The following is a 20,085-nucleotide window of genomic DNA, read 5'->3' as shown; positions in this document are numbered from 1 at the left end:
TATTCATCTGAACGTTAAAGATATCTCTGTCACAGGGCGCCGTCGCCGTGCTCAACACCGGCGCCGGGTTGTCGATATCCAGGAGACCTGCTTTCCGGACATCGCCATGCCACTCACCGTCACCCAAGCCGAAACCGCCGATCGCGACGCCGTCGCCGCGGTCGCGTCGCTGCGCGCCCAGCTCGGCGAGGCCCCGCTGGACGCGGTGCTGCTGTTCTGCGATGCCGAGTACGACCTGGAAGCGCTGGGGCCGGCGATCAAGGCCGGTTTCGACTGCCCGGTGGTCGGCTGCACCGCGGCCGGACAAATCGGCGAGCGCGGCTTCCAGAGCAGCGGGATTCTGGTCGCCGGCCTGCGCGGCGGCGTGCTGCGCGCGCAGCCGCTGCTGATCGCCCCGTTGGCGGACCTGCAGGCGCAGGCCGCGGTCGCCGCCGAGGCGGTGCAAAGCGCCACGGCCGGCAAGGCCGGGCAGTTCTTCGCGCTGCTGCTGGTCGACGGCTTGTCCAGCTGTGAGGAATACCTGGCCGCGGCGCTGTACCGGATGATCGGCAACGTGCCGCTGCTCGGCGGATCGGCCGGCGACAACCTGCGCTTCGAACGCACCCAGGTCTATTACGACGGCCGCTTCATGATCGACGCGGCGGTGCTGACCCTGTTCGAATCGCGCAATCCGTTCGTGGTGTTCAAGCTGCAGCACTTCGTCGCCAGCGAGATCGAACTGGTGATCACCGAGGCCGACCCGCAGGCGCGGCTGATCCGCGAGATCGACGGGCAGCCGGCCGCCATCGCCTACGCCGAGGCCATCGGCATGAGCGTGGAGGCGCTGAATCCGCAAGTGTTCTCGACCTACCCGTTGCTGCTGACCATCGCCGGCGAGCCCTACGTGCGTTCGATCATGCGGGTCAACGAGGACCTGTCTCTGACCTGTTACTGCGCGATAGAGGAAGCGATGGTGGTGTCGGTCGGCAAGGCGGTGGACGTGATCGCCACGCTGCAGGAGGGCTTTGCCGAAATGCGCGAGCAGGTGCCGGACCCGGCGCTGGTGATCGGCTCCGACTGCATCCTGCGCCGCATCGAGTTCGGGCAGACGCAGATGCAAGGGCCGGTCGGCGATTTCATGGCCGCCCAGCGCGTGTTCGGCTTCTCCACCTACGGCGAGCAGTTCAACGGCCTGCACGTCAACCAGACCTTCACCGGCGTGGCGATCGGGAGATGAGCATGTCCACCGACCCTTCCGTTTCCCACGTCGCCTCGCACATCGCCGACGCCGACGCCGAGTCCAGCGCCGCGCTGATCGTGGAGCTGCGCCGCCAGCTGGCCGCGCGCGACAAGGTCATCGCCGTGCTGAAGAAGCGGGTGACCGCGCGCGACGACGCGGCCACCTCGCCACTGGCCACGCTGCAGCAGAACATCTCGCTGGGCAAGATCGTGGCGATGAAGACGCGCGAGCTGAACCAGGAGCGGCAGGAGCTGGAACATGCGCTGGCCGACCTGGGCAAGGCGCAGGCGGCGCTGCTGCAGGCGCAGAAGATGGAGTCGATCGGCCAGCTGGCCGCCGGCATCGCCCACGAGATCAACACCCCTGCGCAGTACGTGCGCGACAACGTGGCCTTCGTCAGCAAGGCCAAGGCCATGGTCGACCAGGTGATCGACAAGGCGTTCGAGGTGGTGGAGGCGGCGCGCGCGCAGGGCGTGGCGCCGGAGCTGATCGCCGCGCTCGACGCGCAGGTCAAGTCGTCCAAGTTCCAGTACCTGCGCCAGCAGACGCCCGAAGCCCTGCAGCAGTCGCTGGAGGGGCTGGACCGGATCGCCAAGATCGTCGGCGCGATGAAGGCGTTCTCGCATCCGTCCGGCGGCGAGAAGGAGCCGGTGGACCTGCGCGAGCTGGTCACCACCACCGCCACCGTGGCGCGCAACGAATGGAAATACGTGGCGGCGCTGGACACCGATTTCGCCGACGACGTGCCGCAGGTGCCGTGCCTGCGCGACGAGATCGGCCAGGTGGTGCTGAACCTGGTGGTCAACGCCGCGCACGCCATCGGCGATACCCTGGTGCCCGGCGTGCGCGAGCAGGGGCACATCCGCGTGAGCCTGCGCCGCGCCGGCGACACCCACGTGGACATCCGCGTCAGCGACGACGGTCCCGGCATTCCCGAAGCGATCCAGACCAAGGTGTTCGATCCGTTCTTCACCACCAAGGCGGTAGGCAAGGGCACCGGCCAGGGGCTGGCGATCGTCTACTCGACCGTGGTGGAGAAGCACCAGGGCCGGATCTTCTTCGAACCCACGCCGGGCGGCGGCACCACGTTCGTGGTGCGCCTGCCGCTCGTCGTCGCCGCGTCCGCGGCGGAGTGAATCATGCGCGTATTGTTCGTCGATGACGAAAAACAGGTGCTGGCCGGCATCGAACGGACCCTGTTCATGGCCGACCGGGACTGGGACGTGGCGTTCGCCGGCAGCGGCGCCGAAGCGCTGACCACGCTGGCCGGCGCGCCGGCCGACGTGGTGGTGTCGGACATGCGCATGCCGCTGATGGACGGAGCCGAGCTGTTGCGCCGGGTGCGCGAGCGCTGGCCGCGGACCATCCGCATCATCCTGTCCGGGCATACCGAGCAGGAAGCGGCGCTGCGGTCGCTCGACGTGGCCCACCAGTTCCTGGCCAAGCCGTGCGACGGCGATGCGCTGATCGAGGCGATCGACCGCGCCGTGGCCCTGCAGGTGCTGCTCGCCGACCCGGCGGTGCAGGCGGTGGCCGGGCGCATCGGCGGGCTGCCGTCGGCGCCGCGCATGTTCGAGCGGCTCAACCGCCTGCTCGGCGACTGCAACTGCGGCGTCGCGCAGATCGCCGAGGTGGTGGAGGGCGATCCGGCGCTGGCGGCGAAGGTGCTGCAGCTGGCCAACTGCGCCTTCTTCGGCAACGGCCACCGCGTCAACGACATCAAGGACGCGGTCGGGCGCATCGGCATCAGCCTGCTGCGCACGCTGGTGCTGGCCAGCGAAGTGTTCCACAGCGACGGCGGCGACTCGGCCGACGCGATCCGCACCAACGCGGTGCGCGCCTCGCGGCTGGCGGCGGCGATCGCCAAGGGCTATGCGTCGGAGGACATCGTGGTGACCGCGGCGCTGCTCGCCAACATCGGCCGCCTGCTGCCGGACATCGACCGGCTGTGCCGCGACGCCGACCCGGACAGCAGCGGATTTCCCTCGCATGCCGAGATCGGCGCCTACCTGCTCGGCGTGTGGGGCCTGCCGGGCGCGATCGTCGAGGCGGTCGCGCACCACCATTGCCCGGGCCGCGTGGAGCACCGCCAGTTCGACGCGGTGGGCGTGGTCCACGTGGCGGTGGCCCTGGCCAGGGGCGAGGCGCCGGATGCCGACTACCTGCAGGCGATGGGCGTGGCCGCGGAGCTGCCGCAATGGCAGGCCGCCTGCGCCCGGATCCGCGAAGCGGAGCAGATCCCATGAGCGAACCCGAACTGCCGCGCGTGCTGTGCGTGGACGACGAACCCAACCTGCTGGCGGCGCTGGAACGGAACCTGTTCGGCCAGTTCGACGTGGTCACCGCCGACGGCGGCGAGGCCGGCCTGGCCGCGATCGCCGCCGGCCCGCCGTTCGCGGTGATCGTCTCGGACATGCGCATGCCGGGCATGGACGGCGCCGCGTTCCTGGCGCTGGCGCGCGAACGCGCGCCGGACAGCGTGCGCCTGCTGCTGACCGGCCAGGCCGATGCGACCTCCGCGATCGCCGCGATCAACCACGGCGCGATCTTCCGCTTCCTGTGCAAGCCGTGCCCGACCGACGAGCTGGTGGCCACGCTGGAGCAGGCGGTGGCGCTGCATCGCTCCACGCTGCTGGAGCGCGAGCTGCTGGAAACCACCCTGGCCGGCACCACACGCATGCTCACCGAGGTACTGTCGATGGTCGCGCCGTGGGCGTTCCAGCGCTCGGCGCAGCTGCAGGCCTGCGTGCGCCATGTCACCGACAAGCTGCCGTGGCCCAACCGCTGGGTGGTGGAAGTGGCCGCGGCGCTGAGCCATATCGGCTGCGTCAGCGTGCCTGGCGACATCGTGCAGCGCGAGATCGCCGGCGACGAGCTGACCGAGGAAGAACAGAAGCTGATCGACGGCCATCCGCTGGTCGCGCACCGCCTGCTGACCGCGATCCCGCGCATGCAGGCCGTGGCCGAGATCGTGCGCTACCAGGCGCTGCCGCCGCCGGCCGACGCGTCGCCGGACGTGGTCCGCGGCGCGCACCTGCTGCGCGCGTCGCTGCTGCTGGTGCGCGGATTGGCGCGCAAGCTGCCGCTGGCGCGCGCGGTGCAGGAACTGCGCACGGTCGAGCCGCCGTTGCCTCGCGGCCTGATCGATGCGCTCGCCGACCTGCAGCTCAATACCCGCAGCGGCATCCGCAAGGCCAAGGTCTGCGACCTGGTGCCGGGCTGGCGGCTGGAGCAGGACGTGGTGTCCAAGCGCGGCATGATGCTGCTGGCGCACGGCAGCGAACTGAGCCTGACCTCGATCCTGGCCTTGCGCAACCTGCAGGCGGCCGGCGCCATCGTCGAGCCGCTGCTGGTCAGCTTCGGCGGCGACGAAAGCGCCGCCGCCGTCGCATCCGCGGCCGCGATGGCCTAGGCGCGGACGCCCGCCACGGGCGTGATCGTTGCATTCCCGGCACGGGGCAGGAACACGGCGCGCAGGCGCTCACGCCGGCATGGCATGCGCGCCGTATCCTGTCGCGTCCTTCGCCGCCTTCGTCCGCATGAGCTATGCCATCGTCTGGTTCCGGCGCGACCTGCGCCTGGACGATCAACCCGCCTTGCGCGCCGCGCTGGACGCCGGCCACACGCCGGTGCCGCTGTACCTGCACAGTCCCGAGGACGACGGCGCATGGGCGCCGGGCGCCGCGTCGCGCGCATGGCTGCACCGCTCGCTGCAGGCGTTGCAGCGGCAACTGGCCGAGCGCGGCTCGCGCCTGCTCCTGCGCACCGGCGCGGCGGAACCGGCGCTGCGCCGGCTGATCGACGAGACCGGCGCGGTGGCGGTGTACTGGAACCGGCGCTACGAGCCGGCGATGCAGTCGCGCGATGCGCGGATCAAGCGTTCGCTGCGCGAGCAGGGCCTGGAGGTGCGCAGCAGCAACGCTTCGCTGCTGTTCGAGCCGTGGACGCTGGCGACCAAGCAGGGCGGGCCGTACAAGGTGTTCACGCCGTTCTGGCGCAGCGCGTTGAGCCAGTGGCGCATGCCGCCGCCCGACCCCGCGCCGCAGTACCTGCCGGCGCTGCCGGCGGCCTGGCACAGCGTCGCGCTGGAACAGTTGGGCCTGCAGCCAGGACGCGACTGGGATCGCGGCTTCTGGGAGGTCTGGCAGCCGGGCGCGGACGGCGCGCACGAGGCGCTGGAGGTGTTCGTCGACGGCGCGATGCGCGGCTACCTGCACGACCGCGACCGGCCTGACCGCGTCGGCACCTCGCGGCTGTCGCCGCATCTGCATTTCGGCGAGATCGCGCCGTGGCGCGTCGTCGCCGAACTGGAGCGGCAGCGCAGCGCAGCCACCGGCGCCGACATCGACGGCTACATCCGCCAGCTCGGCTGGCGCGATTTCGCCCACCACCTGCTGCATCACTTTCCGCATACGCCCGAGCGCAACCTCGATCCGCGCTTCGACCGCTTCGCCTGGGCCGCGCCGGACCCGGCGTTGCTGCAGGCGTGGCGGCACGGGCGCACCGGCGTGCCGATCGTCGACGCCGGATTGCGCGAGCTGTGGCACACCGGGTGGATGCACAACCGGGTGCGGATGATCGTGGCCAGCTACCTGTGCAAGCATCTGCGCGTGCACTGGCGCGAAGGCGCGCGCTGGTTCTGGGACACGCTGGTCGATGCCGACCTGGCCAACAACACGCTGGGCTGGCAATGGGTCGCCGGCACCGGCGCCGATGCCGCGCCGTACTTCCGCATCTTCAATCCGGTGACGCAGGCGCAGCGCTTCGATCCGGACGGGCGCTACATCGCGCGGTGGGTCCCGGAGCTGGCGCCGCTGCCGGCCAAGCAGCGCCATGCGCCGTGGCAGTGGCCGCTGCAGCTGGCCGCGTGCGCGCCGGGCTATCCGCGCCAGCCGATCGTGGACCTGACGGTGGGCCGCGATGCGGCGCTGGCGGCCTATCGCGCCAGGAACGGCTGAGCCGGCCGGAGGCGTTCGCGCCGCTGCGCCGGATGCGCGTGCCGACTGCCGCGCGCGCGCCCCTGCGCTGCGCCGGTTGCCGTCGCCAGCGGCAGCTTCGGCGCATGGCGCGCCACCGACCGGCGAGGCGACTCGTTGATCGCGCCAAGCGATGCGTCGCGTGAACCGGTCGCATTGCCCGACGCACACGGCCCCGACAGTGGTTGCACGACGCCCGGCATGCACGCCGTCCGCCACGGCCGCTGCGATTGACGCCCTTCGCCGCGGCGTGATTCACTCGGGCCACGATAGGAGGGGGCATGGCGACCAGCAAAGCTCGTGGCAAGCCGCGGCGCGAACCGATGTCGCGCGTGGATACGGCCTGGTTGCGGATGGAGCGGCCGACCAACCCGATGATGATCACCGGCGTGCTGATGCTGGCCGAGCCGATGCCGCTGCAGCGGCTCAAGCAACTGGTGCGCAAGCGGTTCCTGGCGTTCCCGCGCTTCCAGCAACGGCCGCTGCAGACGGCCACCGGCGCATATTGGCAGCACGACGACGACTTCGACCTGGACTGGCACGTGCGCCTGTCGGCGTTGCCCGGCCGCGGCGGCAAGCAGGCGCTGGAACGCTTCGCCGGGCAGATGGCGTCCACGCCGCTGGACAAGTCTAAGCCGCTTTGGCAGTTCCACCTGATCGAGCGCTACGAGGGCGGCTCGGCGCTGGTGGCGCGCATCCACCACAGCTACGCCGACGGCATCGCGCTGGTGCAGGTGCTGTTGTCGCTGACCGACGTGAGCCGCGACCCCAGCCCGTCCGAGCAGCTGGGGCGGGCCTGGCTCAAGGACGACGGGGTCGAGGTGGTGCGCCGGGTCGGCGCGATCGATCGCTACCTGAAGCTGGGCGGGCGCATGCTCGACAAGGGCCGCGCGATGTACCGCGACCACCAGCTGCCGGCGATGCTGGCGAAGGAGGGCGGGGAGATCGGCCGCGAGCTGCTCAACGCGCTGGTGCTGTCCGACGATCCGCCGACGCTGTTGCGCGGGCGCCTGGGCGTGAGCAAGCGCGTGGCCTGGGCCGAGCCGCTGAATCTGGACGAGGTCAAGGCGGTGGGCCGCGCCTGCGACTGCACGGTCAACGACGTGCTGATGGCGACGGTGGCCGGCGCGCTGCGCGACTACATGCTCGAACGCGGCGAAGCGCTCGACGGGGTGACGCTGCGCGCGACCGTGCCGGTCAACCTGCGCCCGCTCGAACACGCGCGCAAGCTCGGCAACCATTTCGGGCTGGTGTTCCTGGACCTGCCGGTGGGCGAGGCCAATCCGGTGCGGCGCGTGCAACGGGTGGCCGAGTGCATGGACCAGTTGAAGCGGTCGCGCCAGGCGATGGTCGTGTTCGGGCTGCTGGCGGCGGTAGGCATGGCGCCGGCGGGACTGCAGTCGCTCGCGCTGGACCTGTTCAGCCGCAAGGCGAGCGCGGTGGCGACCAACGTGCCCGGGCCGCAGCAGCCCTTGTACCTGGCCGGCAGTCCGGTGCGCGAGATGATGTTCTGGGTGCCGCAAACCGGCTCGATCGGCGTCGGCGTGTCGATCCTCAGCTACAACCACCGCGTGCACTTCGGCCTGGTCGGCGACGCGCGGCTGATCCCGGATCCGGACGCGGTGATGCGCCGCATCGGCCGCGAGTTCGACAAGCTGCTGTACCTGGCGCTGATGGGCGACTGGGAACACGCCTTGCGCGCCGAGGACGCCGACGCGCTGTTGCCCGCTTCCTGAACGGCGTCCCTGCGCCATGCGTCGCGCCAGTGCGTATTCATCCTCGCGTCGCGGCGCGCTGTTTATGCTTGCGGCACTTCAATCCAGGTTGGGAGAGCGCGCGATGAACCGCAGCATTGTCAAAGGAATTTCCGTGGCGCTGGCCAGCGCCCTGGTGTTGTCCGCCTGCGCCACCGGCGGCTCATACGTGCAGAGCGACCCGTACGGCAATCCCACCGAACAGCAGAACCGCACCGGCCGCGGCGCGCTGATCGGTACCGCGGTCGGCGTCGCCGCCGGCCTGCTCAGCGGCAACAGCGCCACCGAGCGCCGCCAGCACGCGATGATCGGCGCCGGCATCGGCGCGCTCAGCGGCGCGGCCATCGGCAACTACCAGGACCGCCAGGAGCGCGCGCTGCGCGAGCGCACCGCCAACACCGGCATCGACGTGCGCCGCGACGGCGACAACATCACCTTGAACCTGCCTGACGGCATCACCTTCGACTTCAACCAGTCCACGCTGAAGCCGCAGTTCTACTCGGCGCTCAACGGCGTGGCCAGCACGCTGGGCGAATACAACCAGACCATGATCGAGGTGGTCGGTCATACCGACAGCATCGGCAGCGACGCGGTCAACCAGCGCCTGTCCGAGCAGCGCGCCGCCTCGGTGGCGGCGTACCTGAGCGCGCAGGGCGTGCAGCGCGAGCGCATCGAGACGCTGGGCGCGGGCAAGAAGTTCCCGATCGCCGACAACGGTACCGAGGCCGGGCGCGCGCAGAACCGCCGCGTCGAGATCCGGGTGATCCCGCTGCGTTCGTGAGTGCGCAGGCGACATGAAGAAGAACGGGCCGCATGCAGCGGCCCGTTTTTTTTGCCCGTCGAACGACGCGGAAGTGCGCCGCACCCGGCGCGGCGCGCCAGTACGCGCTAGACCAGCGCTTCCTCTTCCTGCTCGCGCGGCGCCGCTTCGTCGCTGCCGATCGCGTCGGCCGGCTCCAGCGCCTCCAGCGCCTCGAACGCCGGCTGCGACTGGGTGTTCATCGCCACGCCACTGCACAGGGTGAATTCCCGGTCCTGCTCGGCCTGCTGCGTGGCCAGCTTGGCCGGGCACTGCGCCATCATGTAGCTGACGTCGAAGTTGAGCTTGTCGACCAGGAAGTCGACGAAGGCGCGCACCTTCGGCGAGAGCATGCGCCCGCCGGGGAACACCGCGTTGAAGTCCAGGTCCGGGCCGACCCAGCCACCGAGCACGCGCCGCGCCTTGCCGGCCTCGATCAGCGGCTTGATCGTCGCGTCGCTGGCCAGCACCAGGCCTTCGCCGCAGACCAGCCCGCCGATCAGCGCGGCCGAATCGTTGGCCAGCAGGATCGGCTGGATCGGGAAGTCGCCGCTCTGCTTGCCGTTGCGCAGGCCCCAACTGAGCCGGCCGCCACCGGTGCGGCCGTTGCTCAGCGCCAGCGTGCGGTGGTGCTGCAGGTCGTCCGGGTGCAGCGGCTCGCCGTGGCGCTCGATGTAGTACGGGCTGGCGAAGACCTGGGTGCGGAACGTGGCCAGCTTGCGCGCGACCATCGTCGAGTCGAGCAAGGCGCCCATGTGCAGCGCCACGTCCACGCCCTCGGCGATCGGATCGACCTTGTCGCTGGTCATGATCATCTCCAGCCGCACCTCCGGGTGCAGCTTGTGGAACTCGCCGAGGATCGGCGCGACCCAGGAGATGCCGGCCGAGTAGGGCACGCTGAAGCGCAGCCAGCCGCGCGGCCCGGCCTGCAGCTGGCCGACCGCGCTTTCGGCCTCTTCCAGTTCGCGCGCGATGCGCTGGCAGTGCTCGTGGTAGACCGCGCCGGCCTCGGTCAGTCCGAGGCGGCGGGTGGTCCGGTGCAGCAGGCGCGCGCCCAGGCGCGCCTCCAGGTCCTGGACCTTGCGGCTGACGGTGGTCTTGGGCAGGCCGAGCGCATTGGCCGCGGCGATGAAACTGCCCTGTTCGACCACCTTGACGAAGATCAGGGTGTCGTTGAGATCGTGGGTCATGACGGGTTCCCGGGGTGGCGGAAAGGAATTGGACCGTTGGCGGGATGATTATTCCCCTAAATCCGGACTAATCAAGTGCGGCTTTGACGCCTACCTTGTACGCATTCGTCGTCAGGCAGGGTTTTCGCCATGTTGCTGCGCACTGTTCTTCGCTTCATCGCACGGGTTCGCAGCCGTGCCTCGGCTGCGCCTGGACCCGCCCTGTCCGGGAAAAGCGCCTACCCGCAAGCCTTCCGTGAGTTTACCCCACCGCCCCGCGCCCAGGCGGGCAGCGTGGTGCAACTGGGACAGCGTTCGCTGGGCCGGTTGGGCCGCATTTCGATTGTCCCGTCAGCGGGAGTAAAAGTCCCGTGAGCGGGACGTTGGACCCCGAGGTCCTGGTGCTGGGCGGCGCCGGCAACGTCGGCCAGGGCGTGGTCGCCGCGCTGCTGGAGGCGGGCAGCCCGGTGCTGGTCTCCGGGCGCGACCCGGCGCGGCTGAGCGAACTGCGCCAGCGCTTCGTCGACGAGCCGGCGTTCGCCACCGTGCAGGGCTCGGTGGCCGACGACGCCTCGGCGGCGGCGCTGGCCGCCGTGGTCGCGCAACGGCCGCGGCCGCTGGCGGCGGTGGTGGCCAGCCTGGGCACGCCGCTGCAGCCCGGGCGCCTGCTGGACCGTCCGCTGGCCGCGCTGCGCCGGCGCCTGGACCACGATCTGCTGCCGCACCTGGCCGCGGCGCGGCACCTGTTGCCGCTGCTGGCGCAGGCCGAGCGCGGCGGACGCTACGTGCTGCTCGGCAGCCCGTGCGCGCTGCGCGCCTGGGCCGGCCATGGCGACAGCTCGGTCGCCGCCGCGGCGATCCGGATGCTGGCGCAGGTGCTGCACGAAGAGGCCAAGCCGCTCGGCGTGCGCGTGCAGCTGCTGTCGCTGACGCAACCGGTATGCAGCACCGAGGCCGGCCTCGATGCCTGCCCGGAGTGGTTCAGCGCGTTGAGCGTGGGCCGCGCCGCGGTGTCGCTGCTCGCCGGCCGCGGCGTGCCCGACCGTGCCGTGGTCGAGGTCGACAAGCACTACGGCGCATCGCCGCGTACCTCGTTGATGACCGAATTCCGTTTCTCTCCCTCCACTCCCGAGGTATCCCCATGAACGCTGTACCGACGCTTTTCCACTCCCCAACGCGCGCCTTGCGCCCGCTGGCGTTCGCGCTGCTGGCCGTGGCCCTGGCCGCCTGCGGCAACAAGGCCGGCGAGCAGGGCGGCGCGCCGCCGCCGCCGGCGGTCAGCGTGGCCCCCGCGCTGCAGAAGGAAATCAGCCAGTGGGACGAGTTCAGCGGCCGCGTCGAAGCGGTCGAGAACGTCGACCTGCGCCCGCGCGTGTCCGGCTACATCGAGAAGGTCAACTACGTCGAAGGCCAGGAAGTGAAGAAGGGCGACGTGCTGTTCACCATCGACGCGCGCAGCTACCGCGCCGAACTGGCGCGGGCCAACGCCGACCTGGCGCGCGCCCGCAGCCAGGCCGCGCTCAGCGCCAGCGAAGGCGCCCGCGCCAAGAAGCTGGCCGAGCAGCAGGTGATCTCGACCGAGAGCTGGGAACAGCGCCGCGCCGCCGACGACCAGGCCCAGGCCAACGTGCTGGCCGCTCAGGCCGCGGTCGATACCGCACGCCTGAACCTGGAATGGACCCAGGTGCGCGCGCCGATCGACGGTCGTGCCGGCCGCGCGATGGTCACCGCGGGCAACCTGGTCACCGCCGGCGACAGCGCCAGCGTGCTGACCACGCTGGTGTCGCTGGACAGGGTGCACGTGTACTTCGATGCCGACGAAAGCACCTTCCTGCGTTATGCGCAGATGGCGCGCAGCGGCGAGCGTCCGAGCGAGCGCGACGGGCAGCTGCCGGTGCAGGTGGGCCTGGTCGGCGAGAACGGCTTCCCGCATGCGGGCAAGGTCGACTTCCTCGACAACCAGGTCACCCGCAGCACCGGCACGATCCGCGTGCGCGCGCTGCTGGACAACGCCGAGCGCAACTTCACCCCGGGCCTGTTCGCCCGCGTGCGCCTGCTCGGCAGCGGACGCTTCAACGCCGTGCTGATCGACGACAAGTCGGTGCTCACCGACCAGGACCGCAAGTACGTCTACGTGGTCGACGCGCAGGGCAAGGCGCAGCGCCGCGACGTGCAGCTGGGGCGCGTCACCGCCGACGGCCTGCGCATCGTGCAGCAGGGGCTCAAGGCCGGCGACAAGGTCATCATCGACGGCGTGCAGAAGGTGTTCATGCCGGGCATGCCGGTGCAGGCCAAGACCGTCGCCCTGGGGCCGGCCGCGCCGGCGCCGGGCAGCAAGGCCGTTGCGCAGGACTGACCCGCTTTTACGCGAACCGCAGGCGGCACACCGTCGGGACCTAGCGGTCCCGGCGGACGCTCACCACCGCCCGACGCCAGGCCCGGCGTCGAGGCGTGCGCGTAGCCGCGCGCCCGGCAACCTCTTCATCGTTTTCCAGGACTACCACCCATGGACTTTTCCAGATTCTTCATCGACCGGCCGATCTTCGCCGCGGTGCTGTCGATCATCATCTTCGCCGCGGGACTGATTTCGATCCCGCTGCTGCCCATCGGCGAATACCCCGAAGTGGTGCCGCCTTCGGTGGTGGTGCGCACGGTGTATCCGGGCGCCAACCCCAAGGTCATCGCCGAGACGGTGGCCACGCCGCTGGAAGAGGCGATCAACGGCGTCGAGGGCATGATGTACCTCAAGTCGGTGGCCGGCTCGGACGGCGTGCTGCAGATGACCATCACCTTCCGCCCGGGCACCGACCCGGATGACGCCGCGGTCAAGGTGCAGAACCGCGTCGCCCAGGCGCAGGCGCGCCTGCCCGAGGACGTGCGTCGGCAGGGCGTGACCACGCAGAAGCAGTCGCCGACCTTCCTGATGGTCGTGCACCTGACCTCGCCGAAGGGCAAGTACGACACCCTGTACCTGCGCAACTACGCGCGCCTGCACGTCAAGGATCCGCTGGCGCGCATCCAGGGCGTGGGCGATGCGCAGGTGTTCGGCGGCGGCGACTACGCGATGCGCGCCTGGCTCGATCCGGAGCGCATCGCCGCGCGCGGCCTGACCGCCAGCGACGTGGTCACCGCGATGCGCGAGCAGAACGTGCAGGTCTCGGCCGGCCAGCTCGGCGCCGAGCCGATGCCCGAAAGCAAGTTCCTGACCCTGATCAACGCGCAGGGCCGCCTGCGCAGCGAGCAGGAATTCGGCGACATCGTGCTCAAGACCGGCGTGGACGGCGAGACCGTGCGCCTGGCCGACGTCGCGCGCCTGGAGCTGGGCGCCGGCGACTACACGCTGCGCTCGCAGCTGGACGGCAAGAACGCGGTGGGCATCGGCATCTTCCAGGCGCCGGGCGCCAATGCGCTGGAGATCCGCGATCAGGTGATCGCCACGATGGACGAGCTCACCAAGCAGTTCCCGGAGGACGTGAAGTACGAGGCGGTGTACGACACCACGATCTTCGTGCGCGACTCGATCAGCGCCGTGGTGCACACGCTGCTGGAAGCGGTGCTGCTGGTGGTGCTGGTGGTGATCCTGTTCCTGCAGACCTGGCGCGCCTCGATCATTCCGTTGATCGCGGTGCCGGTGTCGATCGTGGGTACCTTCGCCGCGCTGTACGTGTTGGGCTTCTCGATCAACACGCTGACCCTGTTCGGGCTGGTGCTGGCGATCGGCATCGTGGTCGACGACGCGATCGTGGTGGTGGAGAACGTCGAGCGCAACATCGAGGAAGGCCTGACCCCGCTGGCCGCGGCGCACCAGGCGATGAAGGAAGTGTCCGGCCCGATCATCGCGATCGCGCTGGTGCTGTGCGCGGTGTTCGTGCCGATGGCGTTCCTGTCGGGCGTGACCGGCCAGTTCTACAAGCAGTTCGCGGTGACCATCGCCATTTCCACGGTGATCTCGGCGATCAATTCGCTGACCCTGTCGCCGGCGCTGGCCGCGCGGTTGCTGAAGGCGCACGACGCGCCCAAGGACGCTCCGTCGCGGCTGATGGACCGCCTGTTCGGCGGCTGGCTGTTCCGTCCGTTCAACCGCTTCTTCAACCGCAGCTCCGAGCGTTACCAGGGCAGCGTGTCGCGCATCCTCGGCAAGCGCGGTGCGGTGTTCGTGGTCTACATCGGCCTGCTGGTGGTCACCGGCGTGATGTTCAAGGCGGTGCCGGCCGGCTTCATCCCGACCCAGGACAAGATGTACCTGATCGCCGGCGTGAAGCTGCCCGAGGGTTCCTCGCTGGAACGCACCGACGCGATGCTGCGCAAGGTCACCAACATCGCCATGCAGACCGAGGGCGTTGAGCACGCGATCTCGTTCCCCGGCCTGAACGCGCTGCAGTTCACCAACACGCCCAACACCGGCGTGGTGTTCCTGACGCTCAAGCCGTTCGCCGACCGCCACCGCAGCGCGCTGGAGATCAACGCCGAAATCAACCGCAGGATCTCCGAGCTTCCCGAGGGCCAGGCGTTCGCGTTCATGCCGCCGCCGATCCTCGGCCTGGGCAACGGCAACGGCTACCAGCTGTTCATCGAGGACCGCGCCAACCTGGGCTACGGTGCGTTGCAGAGCGCGGTCAACGCGTTGCAGGGCGCGGTGGTGCAGACCCCGGGCATGAGCTACCCGATCGGCACCTACCAGGCCAACGTGCCGCAGCTGGACGCCGAGGTCGACCGGGTCAAGGCCAAGGCCCAGGGCGTGGCATTGACCGATCTGTTCGACACCCTGCAGACCTACCTGGGTTCGGCCTACGTCAACGACTTCAACCAGTTCGGCCGCACCTGGCAGGTGATCGCCCAGGCCGACGCGCCGTTCCGCGACAGCGTCGAGGACATCGCGCGTCTGCGTACCCGCAATGCCGCCGGCGAAATGGTGCCGATCGGCTCGATGGTGACGATCAAGCAGACCTTCGGTCCGGACCCGGTGCTGCGCTACAACGGCTATCCGGCGGCCGACCTGGCCGGCGAAGCGGATGCGCGCATGCTGTCCTCGGCCGAGGCGATGGAAAAGCTGACCGAGCTGGCCAAGCAGGTGCTGCCCACCGGCATGGAGATCGAGTGGACCGACCTGAGCTACCAGCAGTCGACCCAGGGCAATGCCGCGCTGGTGGTGTTCCCGCTGGCGGTGCTGCTCGCCTTCCTGGTGCTCGCGGCGCTGTACGAAAGCTGGACGCTGCCGCTGGCGGTGATCCTGATCGTGCCGATGACGCTGCTGTCGGCGCTGCTCGGCGTGTGGCTCACCGGCGGCGACAACAACGTGTTCGTGCAGGTCGGCCTGGTCGTGCTGATGGGCCTGGCGTGCAAGAACGCGATCCTGATCGTCGAGTTCGCCCGCGAACTGGAGCTGCAGGGCAAGGGCATCGTCGAATCGGCGCTGGAAGCCTGCCGCCTGCGTCTGCGCCCGATCGTGATGACCTCGATCGCCTTCATCGCCGGCACCGTGCCGTTGGTGTTCTCGCACGGCGCCGGCGCCGAGGTGCGCTCGGTCACCGGCATGACGGTGTTCGCCGGCATGCTCGGCGTCACCCTGTTCGGCCTGTTCCTGACCCCGGTGTTCTACGTCGCCCTGCGCAAGCTGGCCGGACGTCCGCTGGTGTCGCATGCACCGGCGCACGCCGATGCGCAGGCGCACATCTGATCTACCACGTCCCCCATTCCTGGAATTCCCATGAACGACAACACCCGCAAGATCGCCCTGGTCACCGGCGCCACCCGTGGCATCGGCCTGCACACCGTGCGCCAGCTGGCCGAGGCCGGGGTGCACACCCTGCTGGCCGGGCGCGATTCCACGCGCACCGCCGCCGCGGTGCTGGAGCTGCAGGGCGAGGGCCTGCCGGTTGAGGCGCTCACGCTCGACGTCACCGACGCGGCGAGCATCGCCGCCGCGGCCGCGGCGGTGACCGAGCGCCACGGCAAGCTCGACATCCTGGTCAACAACGCCGGCATCATCGTCGACGACTTCAAGCTGGCGGTCTCGCAGCAGAGCCTGGAGACCTGGCGCACGACCTTCGACACCAACCTGTTCGGCCTGATCGCGGTGACCCAGGCGTTCCTGCCGCTGCTGCGCAACGCCCCGGCCGCGCGCATCGTCAACGTGTCCAGCCTGCTCGGATCGCTGACCCTGCACAGCCAGCCCGGTTCGCCGATCTACGACTTCAAGGTGCCGGCCTACAACGTGTCCAAGAGCGCGGTGAATGCGTGGACAGTGCAGCTGGCCTACGAACTGCGCGACACCCCGATCAAGGTCAACACCATCCACCCCGGCTACGTGAAGACCGACATGAACGCCGGCGAAGGCGAGCTGGAAGTGGCCGACGGCGCGCGCAGCAGCGTGCAGATGGCGCTGCTGGACGCGGACGGCCCCACCGGCAGCTACACCCACCTGGGGCAGGTGCTGCCATGGTGATGCGACCGCTGATCGGAACCCTGGCGCTGGCGCTGCTGACCGCCTGCGCCAGCGTCGGCCCGGACTACCAGGCGCCGGCGCAGGCACCGGTGACGCTGCAGGGCGCCGCGGCGCCGGTGTTCGCGAGCGAGTCGCCGGTGGCCTCGTGGTGGGCGCAGTTCGACGACCCGGTGCTCGAGCAACTGGTGCACCAGAGCCTGCGCGCCAATCCCGACCTGCGCATCGCGTTGTCGCGCGTGCACCAGGCGCGCGCGGCCTTCGCCGAGCGGCGCCTGGACCAGGCGCCGCACGTCACCGCCGGCGGCGACTACACCCGCAGCAAGGCGCCGGACCCGGATGCCGGCGGCGAGCGCGTGCTCAGCGAAAGCTACAGCCTCGGCTTCGATGCCGGCTGGGAGCTGGACCTGTTCGGGCGCCAGCGCCGCGCCAGCGAGGCGGCGCGTGCCGACCTGGAAGCCGAACAGGCCGGCATGGCCGACGCCCAGGTCACCGTGGCGGCGGAAGTGGCGCGCAACTACTTCGAGCTGCGCGGCGCGCAGAAGCGCATCGCGGTGGCGCGCAGCACGCTGGACAACCTGCGCGACACCCAGCGCCTGACCGAGACGCGCTGGCAGCTGGGCGCCGGCAGCGAGCTGGACGTGCAGATCAGCCGCGCGCGATTGAAGGCGATCGAGGCCGATATCCCGCTACTCGAAGTCAGCGAGACCCAGGCCCGGCACCGCCTGGCGGTGCTGCTGGGCCAGCAGCCGGGCATGCTGGATGCATTGCTGGCGCCGCGCGAGACGCCGGCCTACGCGCGCGCCCTGCCGCTGGGCGATACCACCCAGCTGCTGCGGCGGCGTCCGGACGTGCGCATCGCCGAGCGCCGCCTGGCCGCGGCCACCGCGCGGGTGGGCGTGGCCACCGCCGACCTGTTCCCGCGGATCAGCCTCAGCGGCTTCGTCGGGTTCCTGTCCGGCGATGCCGGCTCGCTGCTGCAGGGCAGCAGCAAGGCCTGGTCGCTGACCCCGTCGATCAGCTGGGCCGCGTTCGACTACGGCACCGTGCGGGCGCGGCTGCGCGCGAGCGAGGCGCAGGCCGACGGCGTCGCCGCCGAGTACGAGAAGGCCGTGCTCGGCGCGTTGGAAGACACCGAGAACGCGCTGACCGCCTACGCCAAGCAGCAGGCGCGGCTGCAGATCGTGGTCGAGCAGGCCGAGGCCGCGCGGCGCGCCGAGACGCTGGCGCAGATCCGCTACCGCGAGGGCTCGGAGGACTTCCTGACCCTGCTCGACACGCAGCGCACCCAGCTGGCCGCCGACGACGCGCTCGCCGACGCGCAGGCGGCGGTGAACATCGGCGTGGTCCGGGTGTACAAGGCGCTCGGCGGCTGGGGGCAGGACGCGACCGTGCAGGAAGACGTGGCGGTGGCGTCGCAACGCTGACGTTGCGCTGGCGCCGCCGTGAGCCGGCGGCGCCAGCATGCATGGTTTGCACGGGTGGGCCTGCGATGCACGCGGGACTGCAGCGATGATGCGGATATGGCCTGGGCGGCCGAAGCTGGCGCAGGCGTCGGCGGGCAACCTGCTGACGCGACCATATCCGGATCGTGCCGGACCGGCCCGCGCGGACGCCGCTCAGGACGGCGGCAGGTCCTCGGCGACCATGTAGCTGTCGCGGCCGGCGTCCTTGGCCCGGTACAGCGCGCCATCGGCGCGCGAGAACCAGTCCTGCCAGTTCTGCTCGTCGCACAGCATCGCCGCGCCCAGCGACACGGTGATGCGCCCGCCCGGCCCGCGCAGGGCATTGCGCGTGGCCTTGCGCAGGCGCTCGCTGACCGCGGCCAGTGCATCGCGCGTTTCCACCCGCACCACCACCACGAACTCCTCGCCGCCGAAGCGGTACACCGAATCGGGCGCGCGCACCTCGAAGCGCAGGATGGTGGCCAGGTCGGCCAGCGCCTGGTCGCCCGCGGCATGGCCGTACAGGTCGTTGACTTCCTTGAAGTGGTCGATATCCAGCACGATCAGGCCGCGGCGGCGGGTCGCACGGTGCGGATCGTTCATGCATTGGGTCAAGGCCTTTTCCAGGGTGCGCCGGTTCGGCAGGCCGGTCAGCGCGTCGCGCGAGGCCAGCTCTTCCAGGTGCACGCGGTCGTCGCGCAGGCGCGTGGAAAGCACATAGCCCAGGCCGGAGATCAGCAGCGACACCGCCAGCGTCGAGAACGCGTGTTCGGTGCCGAGCAGGGTGCCGGGCGTGAACGCCATCACCGCGATCAGCGTGGCGTTGCAGGCCAGCGCGATCGTGCGCGTGGTCACGAAGAAGTTGCTCATCATCACCAGGTACAGCCACGGCAGCGCGCTGTGCTGGAGCGTGTAGCAGACCAGCGCGCAGCCGAGCAGCCAGGCCAGGCTCAGCAGCGCGCCCATGCGTCCGTTGTCGCTGCGCAGCGCCTGCCAGGTGGCCAGCGCGGCCAGCGCCGCCAGCACGGCCCCGGCCCCGGCCGGCCACGGCTGCGCCCGCGCGATCTGGTACAGCGCGAACAGCAACAGCACGGCAGACGTGGTCGGCCCGAGGATCTTGACGATCCCGAGCCTGAAGCTGTGGCGGAGGTTAGCGCTCACGTAGGCGGTTCGTAGAAGTCGGCATCATTAGCGGCGGGCAGGGGCCAGGCTTGAAAGGGCCGCAGATGCGCTCTGCGAACGTTCCGAAAGGCTTCGGTAGCCGATGCAAGTACCATGCCGCGCGTTGCCGCAGCGCATCCATCGCGTTCCGCCGCTGCCGCCGACAGGGCGACAGGCATAAAAAAACCCCAACCGCGAACGGTTGGGGTTCTGTTATTGGTGGAGGTGGGCGGAATCGAACCGCCGTCCGAAGGCACTCCATCCCCGGCACTACATGCTTAGCTCATCGTTGGATCTCATCCCGGAACAGCACGATGTGCGAAGCGCATCCCGGGACCAGCCTGCTTCATTTAGCCAATAGCTGACAGGCAGCCACTACCGGCGATTCCGTGATAATGACCCTACGTCGCGAGCACGGACACAAGCGATTTCGGGGCTAGGCCTTAAGCGGCCAGTGCGTAGTTGTCGTCGTTGGCAACTATAAGTTTGCGGCTGGATTTACGAGGAAAGCTGCCCCCTCGGCATGCGCCAAGCGATTTTGCAACCCCCGTCGAAACCAGTGCACCCCCGGGGACAAACGTAAAACGCTGACCTGCACAGTGTAGGGATCGGGGAGGGGAGTCACAAGCTGTGCGACATGCGCGACTTAAGCTGGCTTCACCCGGCGCAGGTCGCGGCCCTGGCGCCCGGCCGGTTCCCCCAGGCAAGGAGCATCTCGATGGCAACCAAGCAAGCGCGTGCGCGTGGTGGCAGCGGTACCCGGCCGGCCGGCGGCTCGGGCCCGGCCGGACGCGGCGAGGGCGGTGCGGCAAGCCGGGCGCGGCCGGCCAAGACGGGCGCCACGGCGCGGCGTGGCGGTGCCGGGACGGACGCCAGGCCGGCGGCGCAGGCGGCCAAGCCGGTGCGCAAGGCGGGCAGGACCGTGGCCGCCCAGTCCAAGTCCAAGTCCAAGGCAGGCGCCGCGACGAAGGCCGCGTCCAGGCCGGCCAGGCCCGCCGTCGCCAAGCCGGAGACGGGCAGGCCGGCGAAGGCCGCGGCCGCAACGGCCAAGGCGAGCGTATCCAGGCGCGCCGCCGGGAACGCGGTTCCCCGCGGCACTGCCGGAGCATCCGCATCCGCC

The 20,085-nt window shown here is 70.2% G+C and carries 14 protein-coding genes and 1 other RNA gene; 12 read left to right on the top strand and 3 right to left on the bottom strand.

The window, feature by feature from the left end; all coding sequences use genetic code 11:
• Window positions 1-106 precede the first annotated feature (106 nt).
• The 7 genes from JR065_RS00445 (at window position 107) to JR065_RS00415 (ending at window position 8,730) form a co-directional block, all read left to right on the top strand.
• Complete coding sequence (locus JR065_RS00445) at window positions 107-1,216, top strand: FIST N-terminal domain-containing protein (RefSeq protein WP_206231342.1); 1,110 nt, start codon at window positions 107-109, stop codon at window positions 1,214-1,216.
• A gap of 2 nt (window positions 1,217-1,218) precedes the next feature.
• Window positions 1,219-2,355: a sensor histidine kinase gene (locus tag JR065_RS00440; RefSeq protein ID WP_206231341.1), complete on the top strand. Its 1,137-nt coding sequence runs from the start codon at window positions 1,219-1,221 to the stop codon at window positions 2,353-2,355.
• A gap of 3 nt (window positions 2,356-2,358) precedes the next feature.
• The gene (locus tag JR065_RS00435; protein WP_206231340.1) at window positions 2,359-3,465 is read left to right on the top strand and encodes an HDOD domain-containing protein; all 1,107 of its coding nucleotides are present in this window, start codon (window positions 2,359-2,361) and stop codon (window positions 3,463-3,465) included.
• The gene (locus JR065_RS00430) at window positions 3,462-4,631 is read left to right on the top strand and encodes an HD domain-containing phosphohydrolase (RefSeq protein WP_206231339.1); all 1,170 of its coding nucleotides are present in this window, start codon (window positions 3,462-3,464) and stop codon (window positions 4,629-4,631) included. Before JR065_RS00435 ends, JR065_RS00430 begins: the two co-directional genes overlap by 4 nt.
• A gap of 127 nt (window positions 4,632-4,758) precedes the next feature.
• Window positions 4,759-6,177 carry a cryptochrome/photolyase family protein gene (locus tag JR065_RS00425; RefSeq protein ID WP_206231338.1) on the top strand — a complete coding sequence of 473 codons (1,419 nt, stop codon included), beginning with the start codon at window positions 4,759-4,761 and terminating at the stop codon, window positions 6,175-6,177.
• Window positions 6,178-6,476: 299 nt separating this feature from the next.
• On the top strand, window positions 6,477-7,931 hold the full coding sequence (locus tag JR065_RS00420; protein WP_206231337.1) for a WS/DGAT/MGAT family O-acyltransferase: 1,455 nt from the start codon (window positions 6,477-6,479) through the stop codon (window positions 7,929-7,931).
• A gap of 103 nt (window positions 7,932-8,034) precedes the next feature.
• Window positions 8,035-8,730, top strand: a complete 696-nt coding sequence (locus JR065_RS00415; RefSeq protein ID WP_206231336.1) for an OmpA family protein — start codon at window positions 8,035-8,037, stop codon at window positions 8,728-8,730.
• Window positions 8,731-8,837: 107 nt separating this feature from the next.
• On the opposite strand, the gene JR065_RS00410 is transcribed toward JR065_RS00415, so the two are convergent.
• On the bottom strand, window positions 8,838-9,938 hold the full coding sequence (locus JR065_RS00410) for a LysR family transcriptional regulator (protein WP_206231335.1): 1,101 nt from the start codon (window positions 9,936-9,938) through the stop codon (window positions 8,838-8,840).
• Between the two features lie 350 nt (window positions 9,939-10,288).
• On the opposite strand from JR065_RS00410, the gene JR065_RS00405 reads away from it, so the two are divergent.
• From JR065_RS00405 to JR065_RS00385, 5 genes are all read left to right on the top strand, one after another.
• On the top strand, window positions 10,289-11,062 hold the full coding sequence (locus JR065_RS00405) for an SDR family NAD(P)-dependent oxidoreductase (protein ID WP_206231334.1): 774 nt from the start codon (window positions 10,289-10,291) through the stop codon (window positions 11,060-11,062).
• Window positions 11,059-12,273 (top strand): efflux RND transporter periplasmic adaptor subunit, encoded by a 1,215-nt coding sequence (locus JR065_RS00400; protein ID WP_206231333.1) that lies wholly within the window; start codon window positions 11,059-11,061, stop codon window positions 12,271-12,273. Before JR065_RS00405 ends, JR065_RS00400 begins: the two co-directional genes overlap by 4 nt.
• Window positions 12,274-12,423: 150 nt before the next feature.
• Window positions 12,424-15,594, top strand: coding sequence for an efflux RND transporter permease subunit (locus tag JR065_RS00395; RefSeq protein WP_206231332.1), 3,171 nt, complete (start codon window positions 12,424-12,426; stop codon window positions 15,592-15,594).
• 30 nt (window positions 15,595-15,624) lie between these two features.
• On the top strand, window positions 15,625-16,362 hold the full coding sequence (locus JR065_RS00390; protein ID WP_206231331.1) for an SDR family oxidoreductase: 738 nt from the start codon (window positions 15,625-15,627) through the stop codon (window positions 16,360-16,362).
• Window positions 16,356-17,786, top strand: a complete 1,431-nt coding sequence (locus JR065_RS00385) for an efflux transporter outer membrane subunit (RefSeq protein ID WP_206231330.1) — start codon at window positions 16,356-16,358, stop codon at window positions 17,784-17,786. The genes JR065_RS00390 and JR065_RS00385 overlap by 7 nt, the downstream gene beginning before the upstream one ends.
• 192 nt (window positions 17,787-17,978) lie before the next feature.
• Here JR065_RS00385 and JR065_RS00380 read toward each other — a convergent pair whose 3' ends face one another.
• Window positions 17,979-18,965 carry a diguanylate cyclase gene (locus tag JR065_RS00380; protein WP_206231329.1) on the bottom strand — a complete coding sequence of 329 codons (987 nt, stop codon included), beginning with the start codon at window positions 18,963-18,965 and terminating at the stop codon, window positions 17,979-17,981.
• A gap of 217 nt (window positions 18,966-19,182) precedes the next feature.
• Window positions 19,183-19,534: a transfer-messenger RNA gene (gene ssrA, locus JR065_RS00375) on the bottom strand.
• Window positions 19,535-20,085: the final 551 nt, after the last annotated feature.

The sequence above is a fragment of the Xanthomonas sp. genome (assembly GCF_017163755.1).
Lineage (GTDB): Bacteria > Pseudomonadota > Gammaproteobacteria > Xanthomonadales > Xanthomonadaceae > Xanthomonas_A.
This window is presented reverse-complemented; position numbering and strand designations above follow the sequence as displayed.

What these genes read in the sequence shown, in the direction of transcription:
- JR065_RS00445 (WP_206231342.1), top strand. Translation starts at nt 107, where the DNA reads ATGCCACTCACCGTCACCCAAGCCGAAACCGCCGATCGCGACGCCGTC.
- JR065_RS00440 (WP_206231341.1), top strand. Translation starts at nt 1,219, where the DNA reads ATGTCCACCGACCCTTCCGTTTCCCACGTCGCCTCGCACATCGCCGAC.
- JR065_RS00425 (WP_206231338.1), top strand. Translation starts at nt 4,759, where the DNA reads ATGAGCTATGCCATCGTCTGGTTCCGGCGCGACCTGCGCCTGGACGAT.
- JR065_RS00395 (WP_206231332.1), top strand. Translation starts at nt 12,424, where the DNA reads ATGGACTTTTCCAGATTCTTCATCGACCGGCCGATCTTCGCCGCGGTG.
- JR065_RS00390 (WP_206231331.1), top strand. Translation starts at nt 15,625, where the DNA reads ATGAACGACAACACCCGCAAGATCGCCCTGGTCACCGGCGCCACCCGT.
- JR065_RS00385 (WP_206231330.1), top strand. Translation starts at nt 16,356, where the DNA reads ATGGTGATGCGACCGCTGATCGGAACCCTGGCGCTGGCGCTGCTGACC.
- JR065_RS00420 (WP_206231337.1), top strand. Translation starts at nt 6,477, where the DNA reads ATGGCGACCAGCAAAGCTCGTGGCAAGCCGCGGCGCGAACCGATGTCG.
- JR065_RS00410 (WP_206231335.1), bottom strand. Translation starts at nt 9,938, where the DNA reads ATGACCCACGATCTCAACGACACCCTGATCTTCGTCAAGGTGGTCGAA.
- JR065_RS00430 (WP_206231339.1), top strand. Translation starts at nt 3,462, where the DNA reads ATGAGCGAACCCGAACTGCCGCGCGTGCTGTGCGTGGACGACGAACCC.
- JR065_RS00435 (WP_206231340.1), top strand. Translation starts at nt 2,359, where the DNA reads ATGCGCGTATTGTTCGTCGATGACGAAAAACAGGTGCTGGCCGGCATC.
- JR065_RS00415 (WP_206231336.1), top strand. Translation starts at nt 8,035, where the DNA reads ATGAACCGCAGCATTGTCAAAGGAATTTCCGTGGCGCTGGCCAGCGCC.
- JR065_RS00400 (WP_206231333.1), top strand. Translation starts at nt 11,059, where the DNA reads ATGAACGCTGTACCGACGCTTTTCCACTCCCCAACGCGCGCCTTGCGC.